The organism is Pseudodonghicola sp. (assembly GCF_048268305.1).
Classification (GTDB): Bacteria; Pseudomonadota; Alphaproteobacteria; order Rhodobacterales; family Rhodobacteraceae; genus Pseudodonghicola.
The window spans coordinates 288,064-312,552 of record NZ_JBLWVT010000004.1 but is presented as its reverse complement, the minus strand read 5'-3'; the positions used below and the strand labels follow the sequence as shown (position 1 = coordinate 312,552).

The following is a 24,489-nucleotide window of genomic DNA, read 5'->3' as shown; positions in this document are numbered from 1 at the left end:
CCCTCGGACCTGATCTTTCCTGCCTGTCTAGGCAGCGCGACCCGGGCTGTCCATGGCCGCCGAGCCCGCCATGCAAAAAGGCGGGCCCGGGGGCCCGCCTTCGGCAGATTTCATCCGAGTGCGAAGGCTCAGACCGCCTTCTTCAGCGCCTCGACCAGATCGGTCTTTTCCCAGCTGAAGCCGCCATCGGCATCGGGCTCGCGGCCGAAGTGGCCATATGCGGAGGTGCGCTGATAGATCGGCTTGTTCAGTTGCAGGTGCTGACGGATGCCGCGCGGCGACAGGTCCATCACGCCGCCAACCGCCTTTTCGATCACCTCGTCCGGCACTTCGCCAGTGCCGTGGGTGTCGATGTAGATCGACAGCGGCTTGCTGACGCCGATCGCATAGGAGAGCTGCAGCGTGCAGCGCTTGGCCAGCCCGGACGCCACCACGTTCTTCGCCAGATAGCGTGCGGCATAGGCGGCCGAACGGTCGACCTTGGTCGGATCCTTGCCCGAGAAGGCGCCGCCGCCGTGCGGCGCGGCACCGCCATAGGTGTCGACGATGATCTTGCGGCCGGTCAGGCCAGCGTCGCCGTCAGGCCCGCCGATCACGAAGGTGCCGGTCGGGTTGACCCACCATTCGGTTTCCTCGGTGATCCAGCCATCGGGCAGAACCTCGCGGATATAGGGCTCCACGATCTGGCGGATGTCGTCGCTGGTCTGGCTTTCGCTCTCGTGCTGGGTCGACAGCACGATCGAGCTGACGCGGACCGGCTTGCCATCCTCGTAGACAACCGAAAGCTGGCTTTTGGCGTCGGGGCGCAGGGTCGGCTCGACGCCGGATTTGCGGACCTCGGCGAGACGGCGCAGGATCGCATGGCTGTACTGGATCGGCGCCGGCATCAGCGCCGACGTCTCGTCGGTGGCATAGCCGAACATGATGCCCTGGTCGCCGGCACCTTCATCCTTGTTCTCGGCGGCATTGACGCCCTGGGCGATATGCGCCGACTGCTCATGCAGGAAGTTCAGCACGTGACAGGTGTTCCAGTGGAACTTCTCCTGCTCGTAACCGATGTCCTTGATGCAGTCGCGAGCGATCTGGCCGATGCTGCCCATGTATTTCTTAAGCAGATCTTCATCGTTCAGCCCCACCTCGCCACCGATCACGACCATGCCGGAGGTCGCGAAGGTTTCGCAGGCCACACGCGCTTCGGGTTCCTCGGTCAGAAAGGCATCGAGGACAGCGTCGGAAATCCGATCGCAGACCTTATCGGGGTGGCCCTCCGAAACAGATTCGGAGGTGAAGGTGTAATTCTTGCGGGTCATGAGAAGTGCTCCATTCATGTTACATCCGCCACGCCAGGAAGCCGTTGTGACGAACCTTCAAACCCGGTTACGCCCGAGGGGCTGACCGGTCAATCGCTATTTAGGGTGTCCCCGGCGTCTTTGCACCCCCGCGACCCCGATCGCCGCCGCCAGCAGCAACAGAAACACCGGCCAGTCGCCGGTGCGCGCGTAGACCGTGGGCGGCAGCGGTTCGGGCAGCTTGGCATCGGCATAGCCGGCCTGCCCCAGCGGGATCGAGGCCAGGATGCGGCCACGCGGGCCGATCACCGCCGAGATGCCGGTATTGGCCGCCCGCACCATCGGCAGCCCCTGTTCGATCGCCCGCATCCGCGCCTGCGCCAGATGCTGATAGGGGCCCGACCAGGTGCCGAACCAGGCGTCATTGGTGATTTGCAGCAACAGCCGCGCCCGACCAGGGGCCGCGTTCACGTCCTGGGGAAACACCGCCTCGTAGCAGATCAGCGGCACCGCCGGGCCGAAATCGCCCAGGCTCATCAATTCGGCCCCCGGGCCCGGGCTGTAGCCCTGCCCCGCCTGTGCGGCGAGGCCGAAGAAGCCGATCCGCGCCGCCAGATCGCCAAGCGGCATATATTCGCCAAAGGGCACCAGGTGATATTTGTCGTAAAGGCCGGCGATCTGCCCGTCGCCATCGAGATGGACCATCGAGTTGAAGACCCGGTCCCCCTCGTAACGCAGCACGCCCAGCACCACATCGGCGCCGCGGGCCGCCTCGGTGATGCGGCTCAAGCTCGGCCCGGCCTGGCTCAGCCAGACCGGCAAGGCGCTTTCCGGCCAGACCACCAGATCGGGAGGCTCTCCGGCGGCGGTATAGTCGATCTGGCGATGGAAGAAGACCTGCATCAGCTGCGGATCCCACTTCTGGTCCTGCCGGGCGTTGGGCTGGACCACCCGCACCATGTGATCGGTCAGCGCCGGCTCGGGCAGCCGCGCGAAGGCCAGGACGCAAAGCCCCAGCGCCGCCAGCGGCATGAGCGACAGCAGCCGGCCGCGCCGCATGATCAGGGCGAAGCCCGGGCAGATGGCGGCCAGAAGCGTCAGCAGCGCCAGACCATGCGGACCGATCCAGGCCAGAAGCTGCGCCACCGGTGTATCGACCCAGATCTGGGCGAGCGCCGCCCAGGGGAAGCCGGTCAGCAGATAGGCGCGGCCGAATTCCGCCAGCGACAGCGCCACGATCAGCGCCGCGATCCGCAGGCCCGGCCGCCGCGCCGCCCGAAAGGCGACCCAGAAGGCCAGCCCCCAGAACAGCGCCAGCCCGCCGGCCATGAAGACCAGCGCGAAGGGAGCCATCCAGCCATAGACCTCGGGTTCGACCAGGAAGGGATCAATGATCCAGACCAGCGCATTGGCGAACCAGCCGGTGGCGAAGGCCCAGCCGGTCAGCGCCGCCGCCCGCGGCGTGGTCGCGGCAAGGAACAGCGCCGGCAGCGCCGCCAGGGCGAGAAGCGCCAGGGGCCAGAGCCCGAAGGGCGCCAGACCCAGCGCGCCGAGCGCGCCCAGGAGCGCGGCGAGCGCCAGGCGCGCCCAGAGCGGCCGATCTGCCAGCGCCGTCATTCCGCGGCGATATCCGGCAGCCGCACCCGCAGCCGCTTGATCCGACGCGGATCGGCGTCGATCACCTCGAACTCCGGCCCGTCGGGATGCACCACCACTTCGCCCCGCGCCGGCACCCGGCCCGAGAGCATGAAGACCAGCCCGCCGAGCGTGTCGATCTCTTCCTCGTCGACATCCTCGTGACTGGTGAGCGACCGGCCGATCTCGGCCTCGAAATCCTCCAGCGGCGCGCGGGCCTGGGCGATATAGACGCCCGGCTTTTCCTTCACCCACAGCTTGTCTTCGTCGGTGTCGTGCTCGTCCTCGATCTCGCCGACCACCTGTTCGATCAGATCCTCGATGGTCAGCAAGCCGTCGACACCACCGTATTCGTCGATCACCAGCGCCATGTGGCGGCGTTCCGACTGCATCTTCTGCAACAGCACCCCGATCGGCATCGAGGGCGGCACGAACAGCAGCGGCCGCAGCATGGATTTCAGATCGAATTCGGCCTCGTGATCGCCGTTGAACCCATGGGTCAGCGCCAGATCCTTGAGGTGGACGAAGCCCAGCGGCGTGTCGAGCGTGCCCTCATAGACCGGGATCCGGGTCATGCCGCTTTCGCGGAAGACATTCACCAGATCCTCCATCGAGATGGTGCTGGGAACCGCCACGATCTCGGCGGTGGGAATCGCCACATCCTCGACCCGCATCCGGCGCAGGTTGATCATCCCGTGCGGCCGGTGATGGGCTACGGGCTGATCGCCCGAGACCGGCTCTGCCGTGGCCTCTTCCCCGCCCGAGAAAGCTTCGAGAATACGCCCGAGAAAACCCGGCCTCTCGCCATGTTCGGTGGTTGTGTCGTTGTCCTGAAGCGCGCTCTGCGCCGCGTTAGAAGACTCGTCGTCGCCCATTGGTCCTATCCGAAAAGAGCCCTAGGGCCCGTCAGGGGCATTATATGGGTTATCGAGACCCATTCTGCCAAGTATTTCGATCTCCAGACCCTCCATCAAAGTGGCATCCGGGTCACGGATGTGATCGTAGCCGAGAAGGTGGAGAATGCCGTGGACGATCAGGTGGGTCGCGTGATCGGCCAGGCTCTTGCCCTGTTCCGCGGCCTCGCGCGCGCAGGTGCCATAGGCGATGGCGATATCGCCAAGCGCGATCTCGCCGGTGAAATCGGGCTCCGGCAGGTCGGGCGCGCCGCCCGGCTCCTCGGCCGCCAGCTCCTCCGCCGGCCAGCTCAGCACGTTGGTCGGGGTCGGCTTGTCGCGGAATTCGGCGTTCAGCGTGGCGATGCGGGCATCGTCACAGGCGAGAATCGCGATCTCGCAGACCTCCGGGTCGAGCCCGAGGTAGAGAAGCGTGGCAGCGGCCGCGCGATCCGCCAGCGGCTCGAGATCGAGCGCCTCCCAGGCGGGGTCTTCCATGGTCAGATCAATCGTCATGACGCCGGCTTTAAGCCAGCCGGCGGGAGGGGGCCAGCCCCCTCTTGGCCTGCGGCCAATTCACCCCCGGAGTATTTGGACAGAGAAGAAAGCACCGGATCCGCCAAACGTCAGACGTCGGCCTCATAGGCCTTGATGATGGCGGCGACCAGCGGGTGGCGCACCACGTCGTCGGCGGTGAAATAGCTGAAGCTGATCCCCGGCACGGTGCCGAGCAGCCGTTCCGCATCCGCCAGCCCCGAGGGCACGCCGCGCGGCAGGTCGACCTGGCTGCGGTCGCCGGTGATCACCATGCGCGACCCCTCGCCGAGCCGGGTGAGGAACATCTTCATCTGCATGGTGGTGGCGTTCTGCGCCTCGTCGAGCACGATGAAGGCATTCGACAGGGTGCGGCCGCGCATGAAGGCGAGCGGCGCGATCTCGATCCGCTTCTCCTCCATCAGCTTGGCGAGCTGCTTGCCCGGCAGGAAGTCGTTCAGCGCGTCATAGAGCGGCTGCATGTAGGGATCGACCTTTTCCTTCATGTCGCCGGGCAGATAGCCGAGCTTTTCGCCCGCCTCGACCGCCGGGCGCGACAGGATGATCCGGTCGACCAGCCCGTTGATGAACATGCTGACGCCGACCGCGACGGCGAGATAGGTCTTGCCGGTGCCCGCCGGGCCGATGCCGAAGGCAAGCTCGTATTCGAACAGCGCCTGGACATAGGATTTCTGCGCCTGGGTGCGCGGCTCCACCGGTTTCTTGCGGGTCTTGATCTCAAGCATGCCGCCCTTGAACATCTCGAGCTGGTCGCCGTCGCGGATACCGGTGTCGTCCTCGGACCCGCCCATGCGGATTTCGCGCTTGATATCGCCCTGCTCCAGCGCCCGGCCGGTTTCGAGCCGGTCGTAAAGCGCCTGCAGCACCCGCGCCGCCTCGGTCTGGGCAGCCTCGTCGCCCAGGATGGCCAGAAGATTGCCGCGGCGGACGATCTGGATGGAGAGCAATCGCTCGATCTCGGCCAAGTTACGGTCGTGTTCACCGCAGAGGTCGATCAGCAGGCGGTTGTCAGGAAATTCGATCAGCACCTCGCGCTGGGGTGCCGTGTCGGCTTGCGGTGGGGTCAGGGCGCCAATGGCCAATCCGCTCTCCTCGTGTCAGGCGTGTAAGATCAGCCTGCCAAGATCGTGTCCCCTGCGCAAGCGGGGGGAACAGATTTTCAGCGAATTGGCACGAAAAAGGCCGCCCCCGGAAAGGGCGGCCATGACTGCGGGCAAAGGCCGCAATCAGATGGTATCGGGCACCCAGGAACCTGCCTTGAAGGGGCCGGAGGCGGTGTTCTTCGGGAACTCGTCCGAACAGACCGGTTTGCCGTCCGGGGTGCGGCGCAGATCCATATACCCTTCGACGCCGTCGTCGATGATCCAGTGCTGGCAGCCTTCGGGATCGACCCAGATGCCGGCTTTAAGCTGGCTCAGATCCTTGTGATCGAACATGTTGCGATCGTGGGTCTTGTCGGTGGCCTCACAGGCGGCAAGCGCGCCGAAGGTTGCGAGCAGGGCGAGGGATTTAACCAGTTTCATGCTCTCTCCTCACTGCACGCAGATGATTTCGACGCGACGGTTCTGCGCCATATTGGCGGCGCTGGTGTTCGGCACCCGGGGGTCGCGTTCGCCATAGCCGCGCACCTCGACCACATTGGCGCCGGTGCTGCGGGCGACGCGGGCCACCGCATTGGCCCGGTTCAGCGACAGCCGCATGTTATAGGCATCGGAGGCACGGCTGTCGGTATGGCCGGTGATGATATAGCCGCGGGCGCGGGCATCGCGGAAGAATTCCCGCAGGCGCGCCTGACCGGCCGAATTGATCGCATATTTGTCGGTGGCAAAGAACTGGTCCGCCGGCAGCGAGCCGCAGAGATTGCCACGGCGACAGACCGGGCTGCCGTCTCGCCGCACATGCGGGGACATGTAGCCTTCGGCGCCATCGTCCATCACCCAATGTTCGCAGCCATCCGGGTCGACCCAGATGGTCGGGACATATTTCTCGCCCACCATCTTGGGGGTCTGCGACTGGCTCTGGGCCTGCGCCATGGTCGCGAAGGCAAGCGCCAGCGCAACTGCCGTGGCCAGCGCCGCGATCACGCGCCTGGCCGAAAAATTGATCACCATTGATATAATCACCCTAGAGATCCCCAAAAAATCACGCGCGCGTTTCGAGAACCGGGATCGACCTCGACGCGACTGCGCCAAGATTAGGTAAAAACGTGATACTTGTGAAGCAAAAACCACCATATATTGTGGCTCAATATCCATGCTCCACCATGGACAAGCGAAGCTTATCCACAACAGAGATCGCTTTTTCGCGATCCCGTGGCGCAATGCAATACGGCCGCTTCACCGGGAAGCGGCCGTTCAACTGTCGTGCAAATTTTCGGGACAAGCATCACGCCACTGGCGCGCGGCAGCCCGCACGGCCAGGGCCGCCCTGCGCCCGCCCGAGAAGATCAGCGCAGCTTGCGGGTCTTGCCGTGATATTGCGGCGACTCGTAATAAATACGAATCATCTCCTGCTTCATGCCTTCCAGGTTGTCGACAAGACGCTCGTCGCGGCAGATACGTTGGCCAATCGCCTGGGCGGTCGGATAGTCATAGCCGAAGTCGATCAGGCTATCGATGAAGTTCGCGTTCGGGCGATCCCAGATCACGTCCTTCCAGGGACCACGAAAGCAGCTCACGACCAGCGTATTGCCGTCAGCGGTCAGCTTGTACGCTTCAGCAGCGGCTTGCGAGGCGAGGGCGCCCAACAGGGCAGCGGCGATCATCACTCGTTTCATTCAATTACTCCGAAATCAGGAAGTCGTTTGCGTTGCTGCTCCGCCGCACTCTTGTCCAACTGCCTGTTGAGATCGGTCGAAGGCTTGTGGACATCATAGACCAAGCAAAGGCGCAGGCAAATTTTCACGCCGAATTAGAATAAAAGTCGAAACAATTCCGACACATCGACCAGACATCGCCATAGAGTGACACAAAGGTCGCGCCGATTCCACCGCCAGCGCCTCCGATCGCATCGAATCGACCTGCCCCCGTCCCGGAGCCAAGGACCAGCCCGACACCGCAGGACAGCATTCAGCGCAACAGCTCTCCAGCCAGGGAATTGGGGCCGGAGGCCAGGATCCGCACCCGCGCCAGATCCCCCGGGACGACGGCGTCACTGTCCACATGGACCGCATGCAGATAATCGGACTTGCCCACCATCTGCCCGGCCATCCGCCCCGCCTTTTCAAACAGCACGCCGACCTCGCGCCCGACCATGGCATCCTGCAATGCCCGCTGCTGTCGGGTCAGCAGCGCCTGCAGCCGCTGCAGCCGGTCGTCCTTCTCGGCCTCATCGACCTGCGGCCGTTCCGCCGCCGGGGTGCCGGGGCGGGTGGAATATTTGAACGAGAAGGCAGAGCCGTATTGCACCGCCTCGACCAGCGCCAGCGTGTCCTGGAAATCCGCCTCGGTCTCCTCCGGGAAGCCGACGATGAAATCGCCAGACATGTGCAGATCGGGCCGCGCGGCGCGCAGCCGCTCGATCAGCTTGAGATAGCTTTCGGCGGTATGCGAGCGATTCATCCGCTTGAGGATGCGGTCGCTGCCCGATTGCACCGGCAGGTGCAGATAGGGCATCAACTTGGGGCAATCGGCATGCGCCTCGATCAGATCCTCGGCCATGTCGTTGGGATGAGAGGTGGTGAAGCGGATCCGCTCCAGCCCATCGACATCGTTCAAGGCCCAGATCAGCCGCGCCAGCGACCAGTCGCCATCGGGGCCGGCGCCGTGATAGGCGTTGACGTTCTGGCCCAGCAGCGTGATCTCGCGCACGCCGCGCTCGACCAGATCGCGCGCCTCGGTCAGGATGCGGTCGGCCGGGCGCGACACCTCGGCGCCCCGCGTATAGGGCACCACGCAGAAGGCGCAGAACTTGTCGCAACCCTCCTGCACGGTCAGAAAGGCCGTGGGGCCGCGCTTGGCCTTGGGCCGCGCTTTCAGTTTCTCGAACTTGTCCTCTTCCGGAAAATCGGTATCGAGCGCCTTTTGCCCCGCGCGCGTCTTCGCCTCCATCTCGGGAAGGCGATGATAGGACTGCGGCCCCACCACCAGATCGACCAGCGGCTGACGGCGCATGATCTCCTCGCCCTCGGCCTGGGCGACGCAGCCGGCGACGCCGATCTTCAGATCCGGATTGGCCTCCTTCAGCCCCTTGAAACGCCCCAGTTCGGAATAGACCTTCTCCGCCGCCCTCTCGCGGATGTGACAGGTGTTCAGCAGGATCATGTCGGCATCCTCGGGGGACTGGGTCTCGACATAGCCCTGCCCGCCCAGCGCCTCGGCCATCCGCTCGCTGTCATAGACATTCATCTGGCAGCCATAGGTCTTGATGAAGAGTTTCTTGGGCGCGGTCATCGGTCTGGGTCTCGCAACAGGTCGGGGCGCGGCCGTTTTAGGGATAGGCCGGGCGGCTTGCAATGTCGGCCCGAATACCCGAGTCTGCCGCAAAATGCCAGCAAGGCTGGCGCGCGGCGACACAGACAGCAGAAGACGGGTAGGAGCGAGCATGAAATACGCATCGCTGGATGAGTTTCTGGACCGCGGCAAGGCGGCCCTGGCGAAGGGGCCGGTGGCCCTGATCTTTATCGAGGACGAGGTGGAGATCGACACCACCCTGCACCACCACCTGCAATGCGGCTTCGCCTCGGTGGTGGCGCTGATGCCGGACAGTTTCGCCCTCGGGGCCGAGCTGGACCAGGCGGTGCACCGCGTCGGCTGTGACAGCAGCTTTCCCGAACGGGTTTTCGATACCGTCAACCGGGTGATCGACGCGGCACCGGGAATATGGCTCTATTACTGCTATAACGCCGAATACCTGTTCTACCCCTTCTCCGAGAACCGCACGGTGGGCGAGATGCTGGCTTTCCATACCGAGGAACGCCGCGACGCCATGCTCACCTATGTGATCGACCTCTATGCCGACGACCTGGGCGCCAGCCCCGACGCCGTGTCGCTAGAGCGCGCGCATCTGGATCGCTCGGGCTATTACGCCCTCGCCCGCCCCGATCCGGCCACCGACCATCCCCGCGAAAGGCAGCTCGATTTCTTCGGTGGGCTGCGCTGGCGCTATGAGGAGCATATCCCGAAGACCAGCCGCAAGATCGACCGCATCGCGCTGTTCCGCGCCGCGCCGGGGCTGCGGCTGCTGCCCGATCACACGTTCAACGATCAGGAATACAACACCTATTCCTGCCCCTGGCACCACAATCTGACCGCCGCGATCTGTTCCTTCCGCACCGCCAAGGCGCTGAAGACCAATCCGGGGTCGACCTATGACATCCCGACCTTCCGTTGGCACAATTCCACCCCCTTCGAGTGGCATTCTCGGCAACTGATGGATCTGGGGCTGATGGAACCGGGGCAATGGTTCTGAGCCGGCGCCCCCGGGCCTGAGCGCGGACGCGGCTCTGCCCCGGGGCGCGCGCGGGGCGCGCCCTCCCCGGGATATTTTCAGCTAGAAAAAGGCCGGCAGCAGGCGCGCATCGCGGCGCGCCCGCGTTTTCTTTGTCGAAAGTCTTCGGGGTGAAGACCCCCAGGCCGGAGCGGGCAGCGCCGCTCGCGCGCCCCGTCAGGGGCGCGCGGAAGGGTCTCAGCCCAGCGCCGTGTCGCAGCGGGCGCAGACGCCCGGGTGGCTGTGATGGCCGACATCGGGCAGGATCTTCCAGCAGCGCTGGCATTTCTCGCCATCGGCCTTCTCGAAGACCACGCCGACGCCTTCGACCTCGGGCAGGCGGAAGGCCTCCTGCGGTTCCGGATCACCGGTGAGCGTCAGGTCGGAGGTGATGCAGATATCGGCGAAATCGACCGATTTCAGCGCCGCCAACAGGCCCGCATCCTCGACATGAACGACCGGAGCCGCCTCGAGGCTGGCGCCGATGACCTTCTCAGATCGCTGGATTTCCAACGCGGCGGTAACCACCCGGCGCACCCTGCGGATGCCGGCCCATTTCGCCGCCAGATCCGCATCGAACCATTCCTCCGGGGTTTCCGGGAAGTCGACCAGATGGACCGAGCTGTCGTCGCCGGGGAAGCGTTCCAGCCAGACCTCTTCCATGGTGAAGACCAGGATCGGCGCCAACCAGGTGGTGAGCCGGTGGAACAGCGCGTCGAGCACCGTCAGCGCGGCACGGCGGCGCGCGGTGTCGCCGTCGCAATAGAGCGCGTCCTTGCGGATGTCGAAGTAGAAGGCGCTGAGTTCGACGGTCGCGAAGGTGAAGACCGACTGGAACACCGACTGGAAGTCGAAGGCGGCGTAGCCATCGCGCACCTGCTTGTCGAGTTCGGCCAGACGGTGCAGCACCCAGCGGTCGAGTTCCGGCATCTCGGAGGGCGCCACCCGGTCGGCCTCGGCGAAATCGCCGAGCGAGCCCAGCATGAAGCGCATGGTATTGCGCAGCCGGCGATAGCTGTCAGCCGTACCCTTCAGGATCTCGGGCCCGATCCGCTGGTCGGCGGAATAGTCGGTCTGCGCCACCCAGAGCCGCAGGATATCGGCGCCATATTGCTTGATCACCTCTTCCGGCACGATGGTATTGCCGAGCGACTTGGACATCTTGTTGCCCTTCTCGTCCAGCGTGAAGCCATGGGTGACCACGTTGCGGTAAGGCGCGCGGCCGATGGTGCCGCAGGCCTGCAGAAGCGAGGAGTGGAACCAGCCGCGGTGCTGGTCGGTGCCCTCCATATAGACATCGGCGATGCCGTCGACGGTGCCATCGGCGCGGTCGCGCAGCACGAAGGCATGGGTCGACCCGGAGTCGAACCAGACGTCGAGCACGTCGAAGACCTGATCATAGGCCTCGGCGTCGTAGTCATTGCCCAGGAAACGTTCCTTGGCGCCGTCCTTGTACCAGGCATCGGCGCCTTCCGTCTCGAAAGCCTCGGCGACGCGGGCGTTCACGGCAGGATCGCGCAGCAGGAAGTCGGGATCGGTCGGCAGCGCGCCCTTCTTGACGAAGCAGGTCAGCGGCACGCCCCAGGCGCGTTGCCGCGACAGCACCCAGTCGGGCCGGCTTTCGATCATCGAATAGAGCCGGTTGCGCCCGCTCTGGGGGGTGAATTTCACCAGCTCGTCGATCGAGGTCAGCGCGCGGCTGCGGATGGTCTTGCCATAGGTATCCTGACCATCGCCGATCTCGCGGTCGATGGCGGCGAACCATTGCGGCGTGTTGCGATAGATCACCGGCGCCTTCGACCGCCAGCTATGCGGATAGGAGTGCTTGATCTTGCCGCGTGCCAACAGACCGCCGACCTCGGCCAGCTTGTCGATGATGGTCTTGTTGGCGTCGCCCTCCTTGCCGTTCGGCTTGAGGATATGGGTACCGCCGAAGAAGGGCATGTCGGCGCGCAGCGAGCCGTCTTCCATCACGTTATAGGTGATGACCTGATCGAGCATGCCGAGATCGCGATAGAGTTCGAATTCCTCCATCCCGTGGCTCGGCGCGCAATGGACGAAACCAGTGCCTTCGGTATCGGTGACGAAGGGGGCCGCGCGGAAATCGCGCGGGTCGTCCCATTCGCCATCGGAGCCTTCGACGCCGGCCAGCGGGTGGGTCAGCGTCAGCCCCTCGAGTTCGGACACCGGCACATCGCGCAGACGGGTGTACATGGTGTCATCCAGCCGCGCCCGGGCCATCACATCGGCGGCCAGCTTGTCGGCCAGGATGTATTTGTCGCCGACCTTGGCCCAGCTTTCCGCTGGCGTGCCGGTGACCTCATAGAGGCCATAGGCGATGTCCTCGCCAAAGACGACGGCCTTGTTCGACGGAAGCGTCCAGGGGGTGGTGGTCCAGATCACCACGTAAGCACCGGCGAGCGCGCTGGTCGCGGGTTCGGCCACCTTGAACTTCACCCAGACGGTAAAGCTTTCCTTGTCGTGATATTCGACCTCGGCCTCGGCCAGGGCGGTTTCCTCGACCGGCGACCACATCACCGGTTTCGAGCCCTGATAGAGCGTGCCGTTCATCAGGAATTTCATGAATTCCTCGGCGATCACCCGCTCGGCATGGAAATCCATCGTCAGATAGGGATTGTCCCAATTGCCGTTGATGCCCAGCCGTTTGAACTCCTCGCGCTGGATATCGACCCAGCCCTCGGCGAACTTGCGGCATTCCTGACGGAAGTCGATGACCGGGACGTCGTCCTTGTCCTTGCCCTTGGCGCGATACTGCTCCTCGATCTTCCATTCGATCGGCAGGCCGTGGCAGTCCCAGCCGGGGACATAGCGGCTCTCATGCCCCATCATCTGATGCGACCGGACGATCATGTCCTTGATGGTCTTGTTCAGCGCGTGGCCGATGTGCAGGTGACCGTTGGCATAGGGAGGGCCGTCATGCAGGGTGAAGGGGCTCCGCGCCTCGACCGTGCCCTCGGCCTGGATGGCCTTGTCGCGCAGGCGGCCATAGATATCCATCTTCTCCCAGCGGGCCAGCCATTCGGGCTCGCGCTTGGGCAGGCCCGCGCGCATCGGGAAGTCGGTTTCGGGCAGGTTCAGCGTGTCTTTGTAGTCGGGGGTTTCGGCGCACATGGGGCGGCGTCCTTCGTCGTGATCTGGTCGGGGAATTTCTGTGGTCGGCGCGAAATCTCAAGCACCTTTGCCCGGCGGCTCGTCTGAATCAGAGCGCCGGGACAGTAATTCGAATAATAATGACGCGCGAAAGGCTCATGCGGGCCTTATAGGCGCGCCCGGCGACCGGGTAAAGAGAGGCCCGCGTCAGGCCAGCAGCGCATCGGCAACCGATCGGGCGATCACCCGCTCCTCATCCGTGGGGATCACCAGCACCTCGACCGGGCCGGTGCCGATACGGGTTTCGCCCGCGTCATTCGCCGCGGCGTCAAGCTTGAGCCCCATGAATTCCATCTCTCCCACCACGCGGGCGCGGATCGGAGCGGCATGTTCACCGATGCCGCCACAGAAGACCACCCCGTCGAGCCCGCCCATCACCGTCGCCAGCGCCCCCAGCTCGCGCTTGATCCGGAAGACGTAATAGTCGATCGCCTGCGCCGCATGGGGATCATCGCTGTCCAGCAGCGTGCGCATGTCATGGCTGATGCCCGACAGGCCCTTCAGCCCGCTATCGTTGTAGAGCATGTCGGAAATCGCGTTCGCATCCATGCCCTGCGCCATGAAATAGAGCAGCACGCCGGGGTCGATCTGGCCGCAGCGGCTGCCCATCGGCAGACCGTCGAGCGCCGAGAACCCCATGGTCGAACTGACGCTCTGGCCGGCCTTGATGGCGCACATCGAGGCGCCGTTGCCCAGATGCGCCACCACCACCCGGCCCTTGTAAAGCTCGGGCCAGTCACGCCGCAGGCAGGAGGTGATATAGTCATAGCTGATCCCGTGGAAGCCATACCGCCGCACCCCCTGTTCGTAATATTTGTAGGGCAGCGCATAGGTGTCGTTCACAAAGGGATGATGGCGGTGAAAGGCGGTGTCGAAACAGCCGATCTGCACCGATTCGGGGAATTCCTTCTGCGCCGCATAGACCGCCGCCAGGTTGTGCGGCTGGTGCAGCGGCGCCAAGGGCTCCAGCGTGCGCAGCTTGGCCAGCACCGGTTCGGTCAGCACCTCGGGTTCGCCGAAGTTCATGCCGCCGTGAACGACGCGGTGACCGACCCCCAGCACCACGCGCCCGTCCAGCACCGGTTCGATGGCCTGCAGGATCTCATGCAGCGCGACGGCGTGATCGGCCGGGCCGATCTCGCGGGTTTCACCGCCCTTGACCTTCAGCCGGGCAAGCGGCCCGAGGTTCTCGACCTGGCCCTTGAGCAATAGCTCGGGCTCCTCCGACAGATGGTAGAGCCCGAATTTCAGCGAGGAGCTGCCCGCGTTCAGCGTCAGGATCGCGCTCATGCCCCTGCTCCCTGCATCAGACCCGCGTCATGGGCGGCCAGCAGGGCCACCGCGCAGGAGACCAACCGCGCTTTATCGTCATCGGCCCGGCTGGTCAGGATGATCGGGCATTTGGCGCCCATCACCACCCCACCGGCCTCGGCATGGGCGAGGAAGGTCAGCTCCTTGGCCAGCATGTTGCCGGATTCGAGGTTCGGAACCGCCAGGATATCGGCCCGGCCCGCGACCAGCGACTGAATGCCCTTGGTCGCCGCGGCGGCGATATTGACGGCATTGTCCATCGCCAGCGGCCCGTCGACCAGCCCGCCGGTGATCTGGCCGCGTTCGGCCATCTTCGACAGCACGGCCGCGTCGAGCGTCGAGGGGATGGCGGGGTTCACCACCTCCACCGCCGACAATACGCCGACCTTCGGCTGCTTGATCCCCAGCGCATGGGCCAGGTCGATGGCGTTCTGGATGATATCGGCCTTGGCGGCCAGATCGGGGGCGATGTTGATCGCCGCATCGGTCACCATCAGCAGATGGTCGAGCCCGGGCACATCCATCACGAAGACATGGCTGAGCCGTCGTCCCCCCCTGCGCAACCCGCCGTCGCGCTTGACGATCTCGTGCAGCAGCACGTCGGTGTGCAGATCGCCCTTCATGATCGCCGCCACCTCGCGGGCGTGGACCATGCGCACCGCCTCCTGCGCGGCAAGGGCGTGGTCGCGGATATCGACCAGCCGATAGGGTGACAGGTCGATCCCCTTCTCGGCCGCCGCCTCGGCGATGCGGACGGCATGGCCGACCAGCACCGGTTCGATCAGCGTATGCTGGGCGGCGAGGATGGCACCGGCCAGCGCCTCGCCCTTCTCGGGGGCGACCACGGCGGTGGGCACCGCCTTCAGCGGTTCGGCCTCGGCCAGCAGCCGGTCGAAATGAACATGGCGCTGCAGGGTCAGCCCCGGCATCTCCTCGGGGCGGAAGGTCATCGACCGCTCCGGGGCGATCACCTGCGCCTCGCCCTCCAACACGCGGCTGCCATCGGCCTTTTCGACCCAGGTGTCGAAGCTGACCAACCGGTCGGGGCCCTTGTCGGTCAGCCGGACCTTCACGGTCAGCTCGTCGCCGGCATGGGCCCGGCCGACGAAGCGCAACGTCTGGGATTGATAGAGCGTACCCGGTCCCGGCAGTTCGCAGCCCAGCACCGCCGAGATCAGCGAGGCCACCCACATGCCCGGCGCGACGGCCTCGGGCTGGCCATCGCCATCGCCATCCTCATCCGGCAGGTGCATCGGGTTCATGTTGCCCGAGCTGCTGGCATAGATGAACAAATCCTCGGGACGTAGGGTGCGGCTGTGTGCCGCCTCCATGCCGATCTTGAGCTGATCGAATGGCACGTTCTGAATGGGCGGCATGGTCAAGACCCGATCCTCCTGTATTGGCTCCCCCCGGGCTAAGGCCAGAGGGTGACAGATTAGTTAAATCCGGTCGGTCTCCATACGGCAAGGGGGGCGCTGCGTCGCAGCGAAGATCAATCGGGAGCGCGGCAAGGGAATGGGCGATGCCGGCAGCCAGCCATCGCCCCGTTGGGGTCACTTCTGGTAGATGAAACAACGCCCTTCGACCGCGCCTTCGGGCAGCGGCAGCTCCCGCAGCCCGTCGAAATACATCCGGTCGGACGAGACCATCAGCCCGCCCGCGGCCAGCAAGGGTTCGATCAGCGGCGACACCAGGCGCGCGAAGGCGTCGTTCTTGGCACGGTTGTGACCGCCCAAATCGGCATGGATCAGGCTGGCGGTCGGGCCGAAACGCTCCAGCGCGGCGGGCAGAGTCTCCACCACGTCGCCGAGCAGGGCGAATTCCTCGGTCGGGGTCGAATCGGGATGCGAGGCGATGGCGCGCTCAAAGACATAGATATCGCGGCCCTCGATCTTCTCACGCAGGTGGTGATAGGTGCGGCCGTTGCCCAGCCCCAGTTCGAACACCGGCCCCGGCATCGCCGCTGTTTGCGCGATGGCGAAATCCAGACAGGCGCGCTGCGACACCATCCGGTCGATGAAAAGATCCAATCTGCTCATGCTGGGCTCCTATGCCTGCGGCTGTGTCACACTCATGCCAAATCCCCCGCGCAATGTGTAGCCGGCTTGCGGACAAATCCCCCCGCCCCTCGCGCGGCGGGGCCAATTGGGATTTGACTAGGGAGCCGCTGACACGCGATGGTGTGATCGAAACACCGGTTGGGAATATGACCTTGAATTCGCACCATCTGCGGCGGCAGGGGCGGGCCTGAATGACCCCGCTTCTGTCTGTCGAAAACCTGAGCATCGGCTTCGGCACCTTCGAACCGGTGGTGCAGAATGTCAGCTTCAGCCTCAATCCCGGGGAGACGCTGGCGCTGGTGGGCGAATCCGGCTCGGGCAAGACGGTGACCTGCCGCGCGGTGCTGCGGATCCTGCCGCGCAACGCGCAGATCCGCAGCGGCCATATCTTGCTGAGTTGCAGCGGCCAGACCACCGATCTGACCACGCTGAGCGAACGGCGGATGCGCGACGTGCGCGGCAATCAGGTGGCGATGATCTTTCAGGAGCCGATGCGATCGCTCTCGCCGCTGCACCGGATCGGCAATCAGGTGAGCGAGGTTCTCTGGCTGCATCGTGGCGCCAGCGAGGCGCAGGCCCGCAAGACGGTGATGGAAACTTTCGAGCGGGTCGGCTTTCCCGACCCCGACCGCGCCTATCGTTCCTATCCGTTCGAACTGTCGGGCGGCATGCGGCAGCGGGCGATGATCGCCATGGCGATGGTGGCCAAACCCGACCTGCTGATCGCCGATGAGCCCACCACAGCGCTCGACGTGACGACACAGGCGCAAGTGCTGGGGCTGATCAAGGATCTGCAGCAGGAAACCGGCATGGGGCTGATCCTGGTGACCCACGATCTGGGCGTGGTCGCCAATATGGCCGAACAAGTGGTGGTGATGCACCGCGGCCGGGTGATGGAATCCGGCGCCGCGGCGCCGCTGCTGAAATCCCCCGCCCATCCCTATACGCGCCAATTGTTCGACGCCGCCCCCTCGATCCCCGCCCAGATCGCCTGCCCGCCGCAGACCGAGGACCACGATCTGATCCTCGAGATGGATGCGGTCTCCAAGACCTACAGCCTGCGTTCCGGTTCGGCCTGGCGGCCCAGTATCCAGGTGCAGGCCTGCCGCGGCATCGACCTGCGCCTGCCGCGCGGCAAGACGCTGGCGATCGTCGGCGAAAGCGGCTCGGGCAAGACCACGGCGGCGCGGATCGCGCTGGGGGCAGAACCGCCCGATCCCGGCGGCGCGGTCTGGTTCCGGCCCGTTCACGGCGAGCCGATCGCCGTTCACGACATGACCAGGGCGCAGCGCACCGCCTTCCAGCGTCAGGCGCAAATGGTGTTCCAGGATCCCTATTCCTCGCTCAGCCCGCGGATGCGGGTGATCGACGCCCTGACCGAACCGCTTGAGATCCACCATATCGGCACCGGCGCCGAACGCCGCGATCGCGCGATCGAGATGCTGCGGCAGGTGGGGCTGAATTCGGATATGCTGCAACGGTTCCCGCATGCCTTCTCGGGCGGGCAGCGACAGCGGCTGTCGATCGCGCGGGCGATGATGCTCGACCCCTCGCTGATCGTCTGCGACGAACCGACCTCGGCGCTTGATGTCAGCGTGCAGGAACAGATCCTCAGCCTGCTCGAGGATATCCGCGACCGCATGAACCTGAGCTATCTGTTCATCAGCCACGATCTGGCCGTGGTCGCCCGCATCGCCGACGAGGTGGCGGTGATGCGGCAGGGGCTGATCGTCGAACAGGCGCCGCCCGAGGTGTTGTTCCACAATCCCCAGCACCCCTATACCAAGGCGCTGATCGCGGCCCAGCCGCTGGCCGACATCGACCGGCCGATCAACCTCAAACTGGTGGCGTTGGGTGCGGGATCGCCGGAAAGCTGGCCGGAAGCCTTCCGTTTTTCCCCCAGCGTGATACCGTCGCTTATCGACTTCGAACCCGGCCATAAGGTACGTTGCCATGTCTGACCGCCCCTTTGACCGATCCCGCCGCGCCTTTCTGCGGTGCTCCGTCGCGCTGGCCGGCGTGATGATCCCGCTGGCCGCCCTGGCTGTCCCGCCGCTGCAGGAAACCCTCTTCTGGCAGGCGGAAGTCTCGTCCGGCGGCCTGCCGCCGGTGCAGGACCGGCTGCCCAAGGTGCCGCTGGTCGTCGATCTCGAGGCCAAGGGCCGCCGTCTCGGCACCCAGGGGGGCACGCTGCGCACCATGGTGACCCGCAGCAAGGATCTGCGGCAGATGGTGGTCTATGGCTATGCCCGGCTGGTCGGCTTCGACGAGGCCTATCAGCTCAAGGCCGATATTCTCGAAAGCTACGAGGTCGAGGCCAACCGCAAGTTCACCCTGCGGCTGCGGCCGGGGCACAAATGGTCCGACGGCCATCCCTTCACCTCGGCCGATTTCGACTATTGGTGGAACGATGTCGCCAACAACACCCAGCTCAGCCCCTCGGGACCGCCGGACTTCCTGCGCCCGGGCGGGGAACTGCCCCGCGTCAGCTTCCCCGACGAGGTGACGGTGATCTTCGAATGGAACCGGCCGAACCCGCGGTTCATCGAGACTCTGGCGCTGGCGCGACCGCCGTTCATCTTCCGCCCGGCGCATTTTCTCAAGCAGTTTCACGAGAAATACGCCGACCCTGCGACCCTCGCGGAAGAGGTCGATGACGCCCGGGTGAAAAGCTGGGCGGCGCTGCACAACAAGCTCGACAACATGTATCAGTTCGACAACAGCGAACTGCCGACCCTGCAGCCTTGGGTCAATGCGACCGACGGCAAGAAGATTCGCCAGATCTTCGTGCGCAACCCCTATTTCCACCGGATCGATACCAATGGGGTGCAACTGCCCTATATCGACGTGGTCGAGATGGAGATCGTCGCCCCCGGCCTGGTCGCCGCCAAGGCCAATGCCGGCGAGACCGATCTGCAGGGCCGCGGCCTCGATTTCCGCGACATCTCGATCCTGCGCAAGGGCGAGACCGACGGCGGCAACTATCGCACGCTGCTCTGGCCCACCGGGGTCGCCTCGCAGATCGCGATATATCCCAACCTGAACTATAACGACGGTGTCTGGCGCGCGGTGCTGCGCGACGTGCGGGTGCGGCGGGCGCTGTCGCTCGGGATCGACCGCAACACCATCAACCAGGCGCTCTATTTCCGGCTGGCCAAGCCGGGCGCGATGGCGGTGCTGCCGCAGAGCCCCTTCTTCGACGAGGCCAACCGCGAGGCCTGGGCCAGCTATGATCCGACCGGGGCCAATGCGCTGCTGGACGAGGCTGGGCTGGATCAGCGCGACCGGGACGGCATCCGCAAGCTGCCCGACGGGCGGCGGATGGAGCTGGTGATCGAAACCGCCGGTGAGCGACAGGAGGTCGAGAACGCGCTGCAGATCATCACCGACACCTGGCGCGAGATCGGGGTCAAGCTGGTGATGCGCCCGCTCGACCGCGACATCCTGCGCAACCGGGTCTATGCCGGCAGCACCATGTGCTCGGTCTGGTTCGGCTGGGACAATGGCATCCCCCAGGCCTATACTGCGCCCGACTTCGTGGTGCCGCGCCAGCAGGATTTCCTGGCCTGGCCGAAATGGGGGCAATTCTATCAGACCGGCGGCACCGCCGGTGAGCCGCCCGACATGGCGCCGGCCCAAAGGCTGATGGAGCTGGGCGAGCAATGGGACATGGCCGAGGATGACGCCACCCGCAGCACGGCCTGGCGCGAGATGCTGAAGATCCACGCCGATCAAATCTATGGCATCGGCATCCTCGCCGAGGCGCCACAGCCCATCGTTGTCAACAAGAGGCTGCGCAACGTGCCGGAAAAGGCGCTCTGGGCCTGGGATCCGGGCGCGCATTTCGGCATTCACCGACCCGACGAATTCTTCTTTGCCGATGACGGCTGATCGGACCCGGGCATGATGCTTCTGCGCTATGCGATCTATCGTTTCGCGACCATGCTGCTGACGCTGCTGGTGGTCTCGGCGCTGGTTTTTGTGATCATCAACCTGCCGCCCGGCGACTATCTGTCGAACCAGATCTCGGAACTGCGCGCCAGCGGTCAGGAATCCGGCGTCGCCAAGGCGGAATTCCTGCGCCATGAATATGCGCTCGACCGGCCGCTGTGGGAGCAATACATGATCTGGGTCGGGCTGATGCCCGGCCCCAACGGCTTTTCCGGCCTGATCCAGGGCAATTTCGGCTGGTCGTTCGAATTCGACCGGCCGGTGTCCGAGATCGTCGGCGAAAGCCTGTGGCTGACGGTGCTGGTCAACCTTGCCGCGGTGCTGTTCGTCTATCTCGTGGCGCTGCCGCTCGGCGTGCTGGCGGCAGCCAAGTCGCGCACCTGGATGGATTACACCTCGGCCTTTGTCGGCTATCTCGGGCTGGCGACGCCGAACTTCCTGCTGGCGCTGATCCTGTTCTACTATGGCCACAAGTATCTGAACCTGCCGATCGGCGGGCTGATGGATCCGCAGTTCGAGGGGCAGCCGATGAACTGGGACAAGGCGCGGTCGATCCTGGTCCACCTGATCGTGCCGACCTTCGTGATCGGGACATCGGGCGCGGCGGCGATGATGCAGCGGCTGCGCGCCAACCTGCTGGACGAGCTTGGCAAACCCTATGTCGAAACCGCCATCGCCAAGGGGATGAGCCCGCCGCGAATGCTGGCGAAATACCCGCTGCGGATGGCCTTCAACCCCTTCGTCGCCGATATCGGCAACCTGCTGCCCTCGATGGTCTCGGGGTCGGTTCTGGTCTCGGTGGTGCTGGGGCTGCAGACCATCGGCCCCACCCTGCTGACCGCGCTGAAGACCCAGGACCAGTTCCTGTCGGGCTTCGTGCTGATGTTCGTGGCGCTCCTGACGCTGGTGGGCACGATGATTTCCGACGTGCTGCTGGTCCTGCTCGATCCGCGCATCCGCTATGAGGGGCGCGACGCATGAGCACACTGCCGGACGGGCGTTTCGTCGATGACGCCCCCTATGACCCGAAGGAAAGCCTGAATCAGATCGAACGCCGTGATCTCGACGCGCCGAACTGGGTGCTGATCTGGCGCAAGTTCAAGCAGCACAAGCTGGGGCTGATCTCGGGTATCTTCCTGCTGCTCAGCTATCTGATGCTGCCCTTCGCCGGCTTCATCTCGCCCTATACGCCGAACGAGCGGATGTCGGAGCATCTCTATGCCCCGCCGCAATCGGTGCGTCTGTGGCACGACGGAAAGTTCGTCGGCCCCTTCGTCTATTCCACCAAATCCGAACCCGACCTGCAGACCTTCCAGTGGAAGATCGTGCCCGACACCAGCCGGCCGATGCCGCTTGAGTTCTTCTGCGAGCGCGGCTCCTATCGGCTGGCGGGGCTGATCCAGACCAATATCCACCTGTTCTGCGCCCCCGAGGGGGCGACAGTGTTCCTCTGGGGCTCGGACCGGCTGGGGCGGGACATGTTCAGCCGCATTCTCTATGGCGCGCAACTGTCGCTGACGGTCGGGCTGATCGGCATCACCGTCTCGTTCCTGCTGGGGATCAGCTTCGGGTCGATCGCCGGCTATTTCGGCGGCAAGATCGACTGGGTGATCAACCGGGTGATCGAAATCCTGCGCTCACTGCCGGAACTGCCGCTGTGGCTGGCGCTGTCGGCGGCGGTGCCGTCGAACTGGGGGCCGGTGTCGGTCTTCTTCATCATTTCGATCATCCTGGGCATTCTCGATTGGCCGGGGCTGGCGCGCTCGGTCCGGGCCAAGTTCCTCAGCCTGCGGGAAGAGGAATACGTTCGCGCCGCCGAGATGATGGGCGCCTCCTCGGGCCGGGTGATCCGCAAGCACCTGCTGCCGAACTTCATGTCGCACCTGATCGCCAGCGCCACGCTGTCGATCCCCTCGATGATCCTGGGCGAAACCGCGCTGTCCTTCCTGGGTCTCGGCCTGCGGGCGCCCGCGGTGAGCTGGGGGGTGATGCTGAACGACGCGCAGAACCTCGCCAATGTGGAAATCTACTGGTGGACGGCGATCCCGATGCTGCCGATCATCGTGGTGGTGCTGGCCTTCAACTTCCTTGGCGACGGTCTGCGCGACTCGCTCGATCCCTATCAGTCCTGACCCTGCCGGCGCCGGCTGCGGCCGGTCTTGTGCCGCGCCAGATTGGCGCGCACCAGATCGGCCAGGGCCTGCACCTCGGCATCCGAGGCCTGCCGGCCGGTCAGGCAATAGAGATAATCGCGGCTGCGCGCCAACCGCTCGTCCCAGCTTTCCCGCCGGCCGAGTGCGTCATAGCCGAACTGGTGGAAATAGAGGATCTGGGCGCGAACCTCGGCCTCGGAGGCCGGATAATCATAGCGGCGGAACATCTCGGCAAAGGCCTCGATCCGCTGCGCGTCGGACTGGTCCACCGCCCGGCGCACCGTTGCCGACCGCCGCGCCCAGTCGCGCACCGCCAGATCGAGCGGGATGTCGAATTCTCCCGGCGCCGCCCAGCTTGCGATCAGCTGCGCCACCGCCAGGTTGATCGTCGCCGCCTCGCGCCGGGCCGCGGCGATCAGGAGCTGGGTATTGTGCTGCCGCCAATACTCCAGCAGCTCCTCCAACAGCTCGGCCCGGTTCTTGAAGTACCAATAGAAACTCGACCGCGCGCAGGCGAGCTTGCGCGCCAGATCAAGCACCCGCACCCGGTCGATCCCCTCGGAGACCAGCGTCTCCAGCGCCACCTTCAGCCAGTCCTCGCGGCTGGTGCGCCCCGGCCCCCGGCCGCGGCGCTTGCCTTCTGTTTCAGCCGGTTCCTGCACCGTATCGGTCACTGGGCGCGATCCTCCATCGCCAAATTAAGTACATTATTGAACATAAAGCCAACTCCCTCTATGGTCGATCCTGGAACACCCCGGAAGTCAAAGCTTCGCATCGCCGGATTGCCATGAACAAGACCTATTCCGCCCTGAACCTGTTCCGCGAGGGCCTGCGCGGCCAGCGTGGCTGGGCTCCCGCCTGGCGGTCGCCCAAACCGAAACCGAAATACGACGTCATCATCGTCGGCGGCGGCGGCCACGGCCTGGCCACCGCCTATTATCTGGCCAAGAACCACGGGGTGAAAAATGTCGCCCTGCTGGAAAAGGGCTGGATCGGCGGCGGCAACAGCGGCCGCAACACCACGGTGGTGCGATCCGATTACTATTATCCCGAAAGCGCCGCGCTCTATGACCTGTCGGTCCGGCTCTATGAAGGGCTGTCGCGCGATCTGAATTACAACATCATGTTCTCGCAGCGCGGCATGATGGTGCTGGCCCATTCCGAGGCGGAGATGGAGATGGCCGCGCGTCAGGTCAACGCGATGCAGATCAGCGGCATCGACTCGCAACTGCTGGAGACCGAAGGCGTGCGCAAACTGGCGCCGATCCTGAACTTCAGCGGCGAGGCGCGCTATCCGATCCACGGGGCGATGTATCAGCCGCGCGGCGGCACCGCCCGGCATGACGCGGTGGTCTGGGGCTTTGCCCGCGGCGCCGACAGCTTCGGCGTCGACATCATCCAGAATTGCGAAGTCACCGACGTGATCATCGAGGCCGGCCGCGCCACCGGCGTCGCCACCACCCGCGGCGAAATCCGTGCCGACCGGATCGGCGCCGCAGTCGCCGGCCATTCCTCGGTGCTGGCGCAGATGGCGGGCTACAAGCTGCCGATCCATTCCTACGCGCTGCAGGCCTTCGTCTCGGAACCGCTGAAGCCGGTGATGGACACGGTCGCCTTCTCGCCGGCCTATGGCACCTATTTCAGCCAGTCCGACAAGGGCGGGCTGGTGATCGGCGGCGGGCTGGACCGCATCCCTTCCTACGGTCAGCGCGGCAACCTGCCAGTGCATGAAACCGTGCTGGGCGGGCTCTGCGAAATGGTGCCGATGCTGTCCAAGGTCAAGCTGCTGCGGCACTGGGGCGGCATCGTCGATGTCACCCCCGACAGCTCTCCGATCATCGGGCCCTCGGGGGTCGATGGGCTCTATCTGAACTGCGGCTGGGGCACCGGCGGGTTCAAGGCGATCCCGGCGGGCGGCTATATGCTGGCCCATATCCTCGCCACCGGCGAGCATCACGAACTGTCGCGCGCCTTCGATCTCAGCCGTTTCACCGCCGGCCGGCTGATCGACGAGGGCGCGGCCTCGGGCATCTCGCATTAGAAA

General features: G+C 65.0%; 20 protein-coding genes and 1 riboswitch. Of the genes, 6 read left to right on the top strand and 14 right to left on the bottom strand.

The window, feature by feature from the left end:
- Window positions 1–128: 128 nt before the first annotated feature.
- The 9 genes from metK to miaB all read right to left on the bottom strand — a co-directional run bounded on the left by metK (window position 129) and on the right by miaB (window position 8,763).
- Window positions 129–1,310: a methionine adenosyltransferase gene (gene metK, locus ACN0V4_RS09625; RefSeq protein ID WP_417675431.1), complete on the bottom strand. Its 1,182-nt coding sequence runs from the start codon at window positions 1,308–1,310 to the stop codon at window positions 129–131.
- A gap of 6 nt (window positions 1,311–1,316) precedes the next feature.
- Window positions 1,317–1,366, bottom strand: a riboswitch (SAM-SAH riboswitch).
- A gap of 40 nt (window positions 1,367–1,406) precedes the next feature.
- Window positions 1,407–2,906: an apolipoprotein N-acyltransferase gene (gene lnt, locus ACN0V4_RS09620; RefSeq protein ID WP_417675429.1), complete on the bottom strand. Its 1,500-nt coding sequence runs from the start codon at window positions 2,904–2,906 to the stop codon at window positions 1,407–1,409.
- Window positions 2,903–3,799 (bottom strand): hemolysin family protein, encoded by an 897-nt coding sequence (locus ACN0V4_RS09615; protein WP_417675427.1) that lies wholly within the window; start codon window positions 3,797–3,799, stop codon window positions 2,903–2,905. The genes lnt and ACN0V4_RS09615 overlap by 4 nt, the downstream gene beginning before the upstream one ends.
- Before the next feature lie 21 nt (window positions 3,800–3,820).
- The gene (gene ybeY, locus ACN0V4_RS09610; protein WP_417675425.1) at window positions 3,821–4,333 is read right to left on the bottom strand and encodes an rRNA maturation RNase YbeY; all 513 of its coding nucleotides are present in this window, start codon (window positions 4,331–4,333) and stop codon (window positions 3,821–3,823) included.
- Between the two features lie 110 nt (window positions 4,334–4,443).
- Window positions 4,444–5,454, bottom strand: a complete 1,011-nt coding sequence (locus ACN0V4_RS09605) for a PhoH family protein (RefSeq protein ID WP_417675423.1) — start codon at window positions 5,452–5,454, stop codon at window positions 4,444–4,446.
- 144 nt (window positions 5,455–5,598) lie between these two features.
- Complete coding sequence (locus tag ACN0V4_RS09600; RefSeq protein WP_417675421.1) at window positions 5,599–5,895, bottom strand: hypothetical protein; 297 nt, start codon at window positions 5,893–5,895, stop codon at window positions 5,599–5,601.
- Between the two features lie 9 nt (window positions 5,896–5,904).
- Complete coding sequence (locus ACN0V4_RS09595; RefSeq protein ID WP_417675419.1) at window positions 5,905–6,483, bottom strand: OmpA family protein; 579 nt, start codon at window positions 6,481–6,483, stop codon at window positions 5,905–5,907.
- A 335-nt stretch (window positions 6,484–6,818) separates the two neighbouring features.
- A complete protein-coding gene (locus tag ACN0V4_RS09590) occupies window positions 6,819–7,148 on the bottom strand; it encodes a hypothetical protein (protein ID WP_417675417.1) in 330 nt (109 codons plus the stop codon).
- Between the two features lie 292 nt (window positions 7,149–7,440).
- Window positions 7,441–8,763, bottom strand: a complete 1,323-nt coding sequence (gene miaB / locus ACN0V4_RS09585; protein ID WP_417675415.1) for a tRNA (N6-isopentenyl adenosine(37)-C2)-methylthiotransferase MiaB — start codon at window positions 8,761–8,763, stop codon at window positions 7,441–7,443.
- A 151-nt stretch (window positions 8,764–8,914) separates the two neighbouring features.
- Here miaB and ACN0V4_RS09580 point away from each other — a divergent pair, with 151 nt between their 5' ends.
- On the top strand, window positions 8,915–9,781 hold the full coding sequence (locus ACN0V4_RS09580; protein WP_417675413.1) for a hypothetical protein: 867 nt from the start codon (window positions 8,915–8,917) through the stop codon (window positions 9,779–9,781).
- A 216-nt stretch (window positions 9,782–9,997) separates the two neighbouring features.
- Here ACN0V4_RS09580 and ileS read toward each other — a convergent pair whose 3' ends face one another.
- From ileS to ACN0V4_RS09560, 4 genes are all read right to left on the bottom strand, one after another.
- A complete protein-coding gene (gene ileS, locus ACN0V4_RS09575) occupies window positions 9,998–12,931 on the bottom strand; it encodes an isoleucine--tRNA ligase (protein WP_417675411.1) in 2,934 nt (977 codons plus the stop codon).
- Between the two features lie 186 nt (window positions 12,932–13,117).
- A complete protein-coding gene (locus tag ACN0V4_RS09570; protein WP_417675409.1) occupies window positions 13,118–14,260 on the bottom strand; it encodes an acetate/propionate family kinase in 1,143 nt (380 codons plus the stop codon).
- Window positions 14,257–15,657, bottom strand: coding sequence for a bifunctional enoyl-CoA hydratase/phosphate acetyltransferase (locus ACN0V4_RS09565; RefSeq protein ID WP_417675696.1), 1,401 nt, complete (start codon window positions 15,655–15,657; stop codon window positions 14,257–14,259). Before ACN0V4_RS09565 ends, ACN0V4_RS09570 begins: the two co-directional genes overlap by 4 nt.
- A 177-nt stretch (window positions 15,658–15,834) precedes the next feature.
- Window positions 15,835–16,320 (bottom strand): class I SAM-dependent methyltransferase, encoded by a 486-nt coding sequence (locus tag ACN0V4_RS09560; protein ID WP_417675407.1) that lies wholly within the window; start codon window positions 16,318–16,320, stop codon window positions 15,835–15,837.
- A 212-nt stretch (window positions 16,321–16,532) separates the two neighbouring features.
- On the opposite strand from ACN0V4_RS09560, the gene ACN0V4_RS09555 reads away from it, so the two are divergent.
- The 4 genes from ACN0V4_RS09555 to ACN0V4_RS09540 all read left to right on the top strand — a co-directional run bounded on the left by ACN0V4_RS09555 (window position 16,533) and on the right by ACN0V4_RS09540 (window position 22,424).
- Window positions 16,533–18,302: a dipeptide ABC transporter ATP-binding protein gene (locus ACN0V4_RS09555; protein WP_417675405.1), complete on the top strand. Its 1,770-nt coding sequence runs from the start codon at window positions 16,533–16,535 to the stop codon at window positions 18,300–18,302.
- A 61-nt stretch (window positions 18,303–18,363) separates the two neighbouring features.
- The gene (locus ACN0V4_RS09550) at window positions 18,364–20,232 is read left to right on the top strand and encodes an ABC transporter substrate-binding protein (protein WP_417675694.1); all 1,869 of its coding nucleotides are present in this window, start codon (window positions 18,364–18,366) and stop codon (window positions 20,230–20,232) included.
- A 12-nt stretch (window positions 20,233–20,244) separates the two neighbouring features.
- Entirely contained in the window at window positions 20,245–21,273 is a 1,029-nt protein-coding gene (locus tag ACN0V4_RS09545; protein ID WP_417675403.1) for an ABC transporter permease, read from the top strand.
- Window positions 21,270–22,424: an ABC transporter permease gene (locus tag ACN0V4_RS09540; RefSeq protein WP_417675401.1), complete on the top strand. Its 1,155-nt coding sequence runs from the start codon at window positions 21,270–21,272 to the stop codon at window positions 22,422–22,424. Before ACN0V4_RS09545 ends, ACN0V4_RS09540 begins: the two co-directional genes overlap by 4 nt.
- Here ACN0V4_RS09540 and ACN0V4_RS09535 read toward each other — a convergent pair.
- On the bottom strand, window positions 22,415–23,119 hold the full coding sequence (locus ACN0V4_RS09535; protein WP_417675399.1) for a TetR family transcriptional regulator: 705 nt from the start codon (window positions 23,117–23,119) through the stop codon (window positions 22,415–22,417). The genes ACN0V4_RS09540 and ACN0V4_RS09535 overlap by 10 nt on opposite strands.
- A 113-nt stretch (window positions 23,120–23,232) precedes the next feature.
- On the opposite strand from ACN0V4_RS09535, the gene ACN0V4_RS09530 reads away from it, so the two are divergent.
- Window positions 23,233–24,486 carry a sarcosine oxidase subunit beta family protein gene (locus tag ACN0V4_RS09530; RefSeq protein ID WP_417675397.1) on the top strand — a complete coding sequence of 418 codons (1,254 nt, stop codon included), beginning with the start codon at window positions 23,233–23,235 and terminating at the stop codon, window positions 24,484–24,486.
- Window positions 24,487–24,489 lie beyond the last annotated feature (3 nt).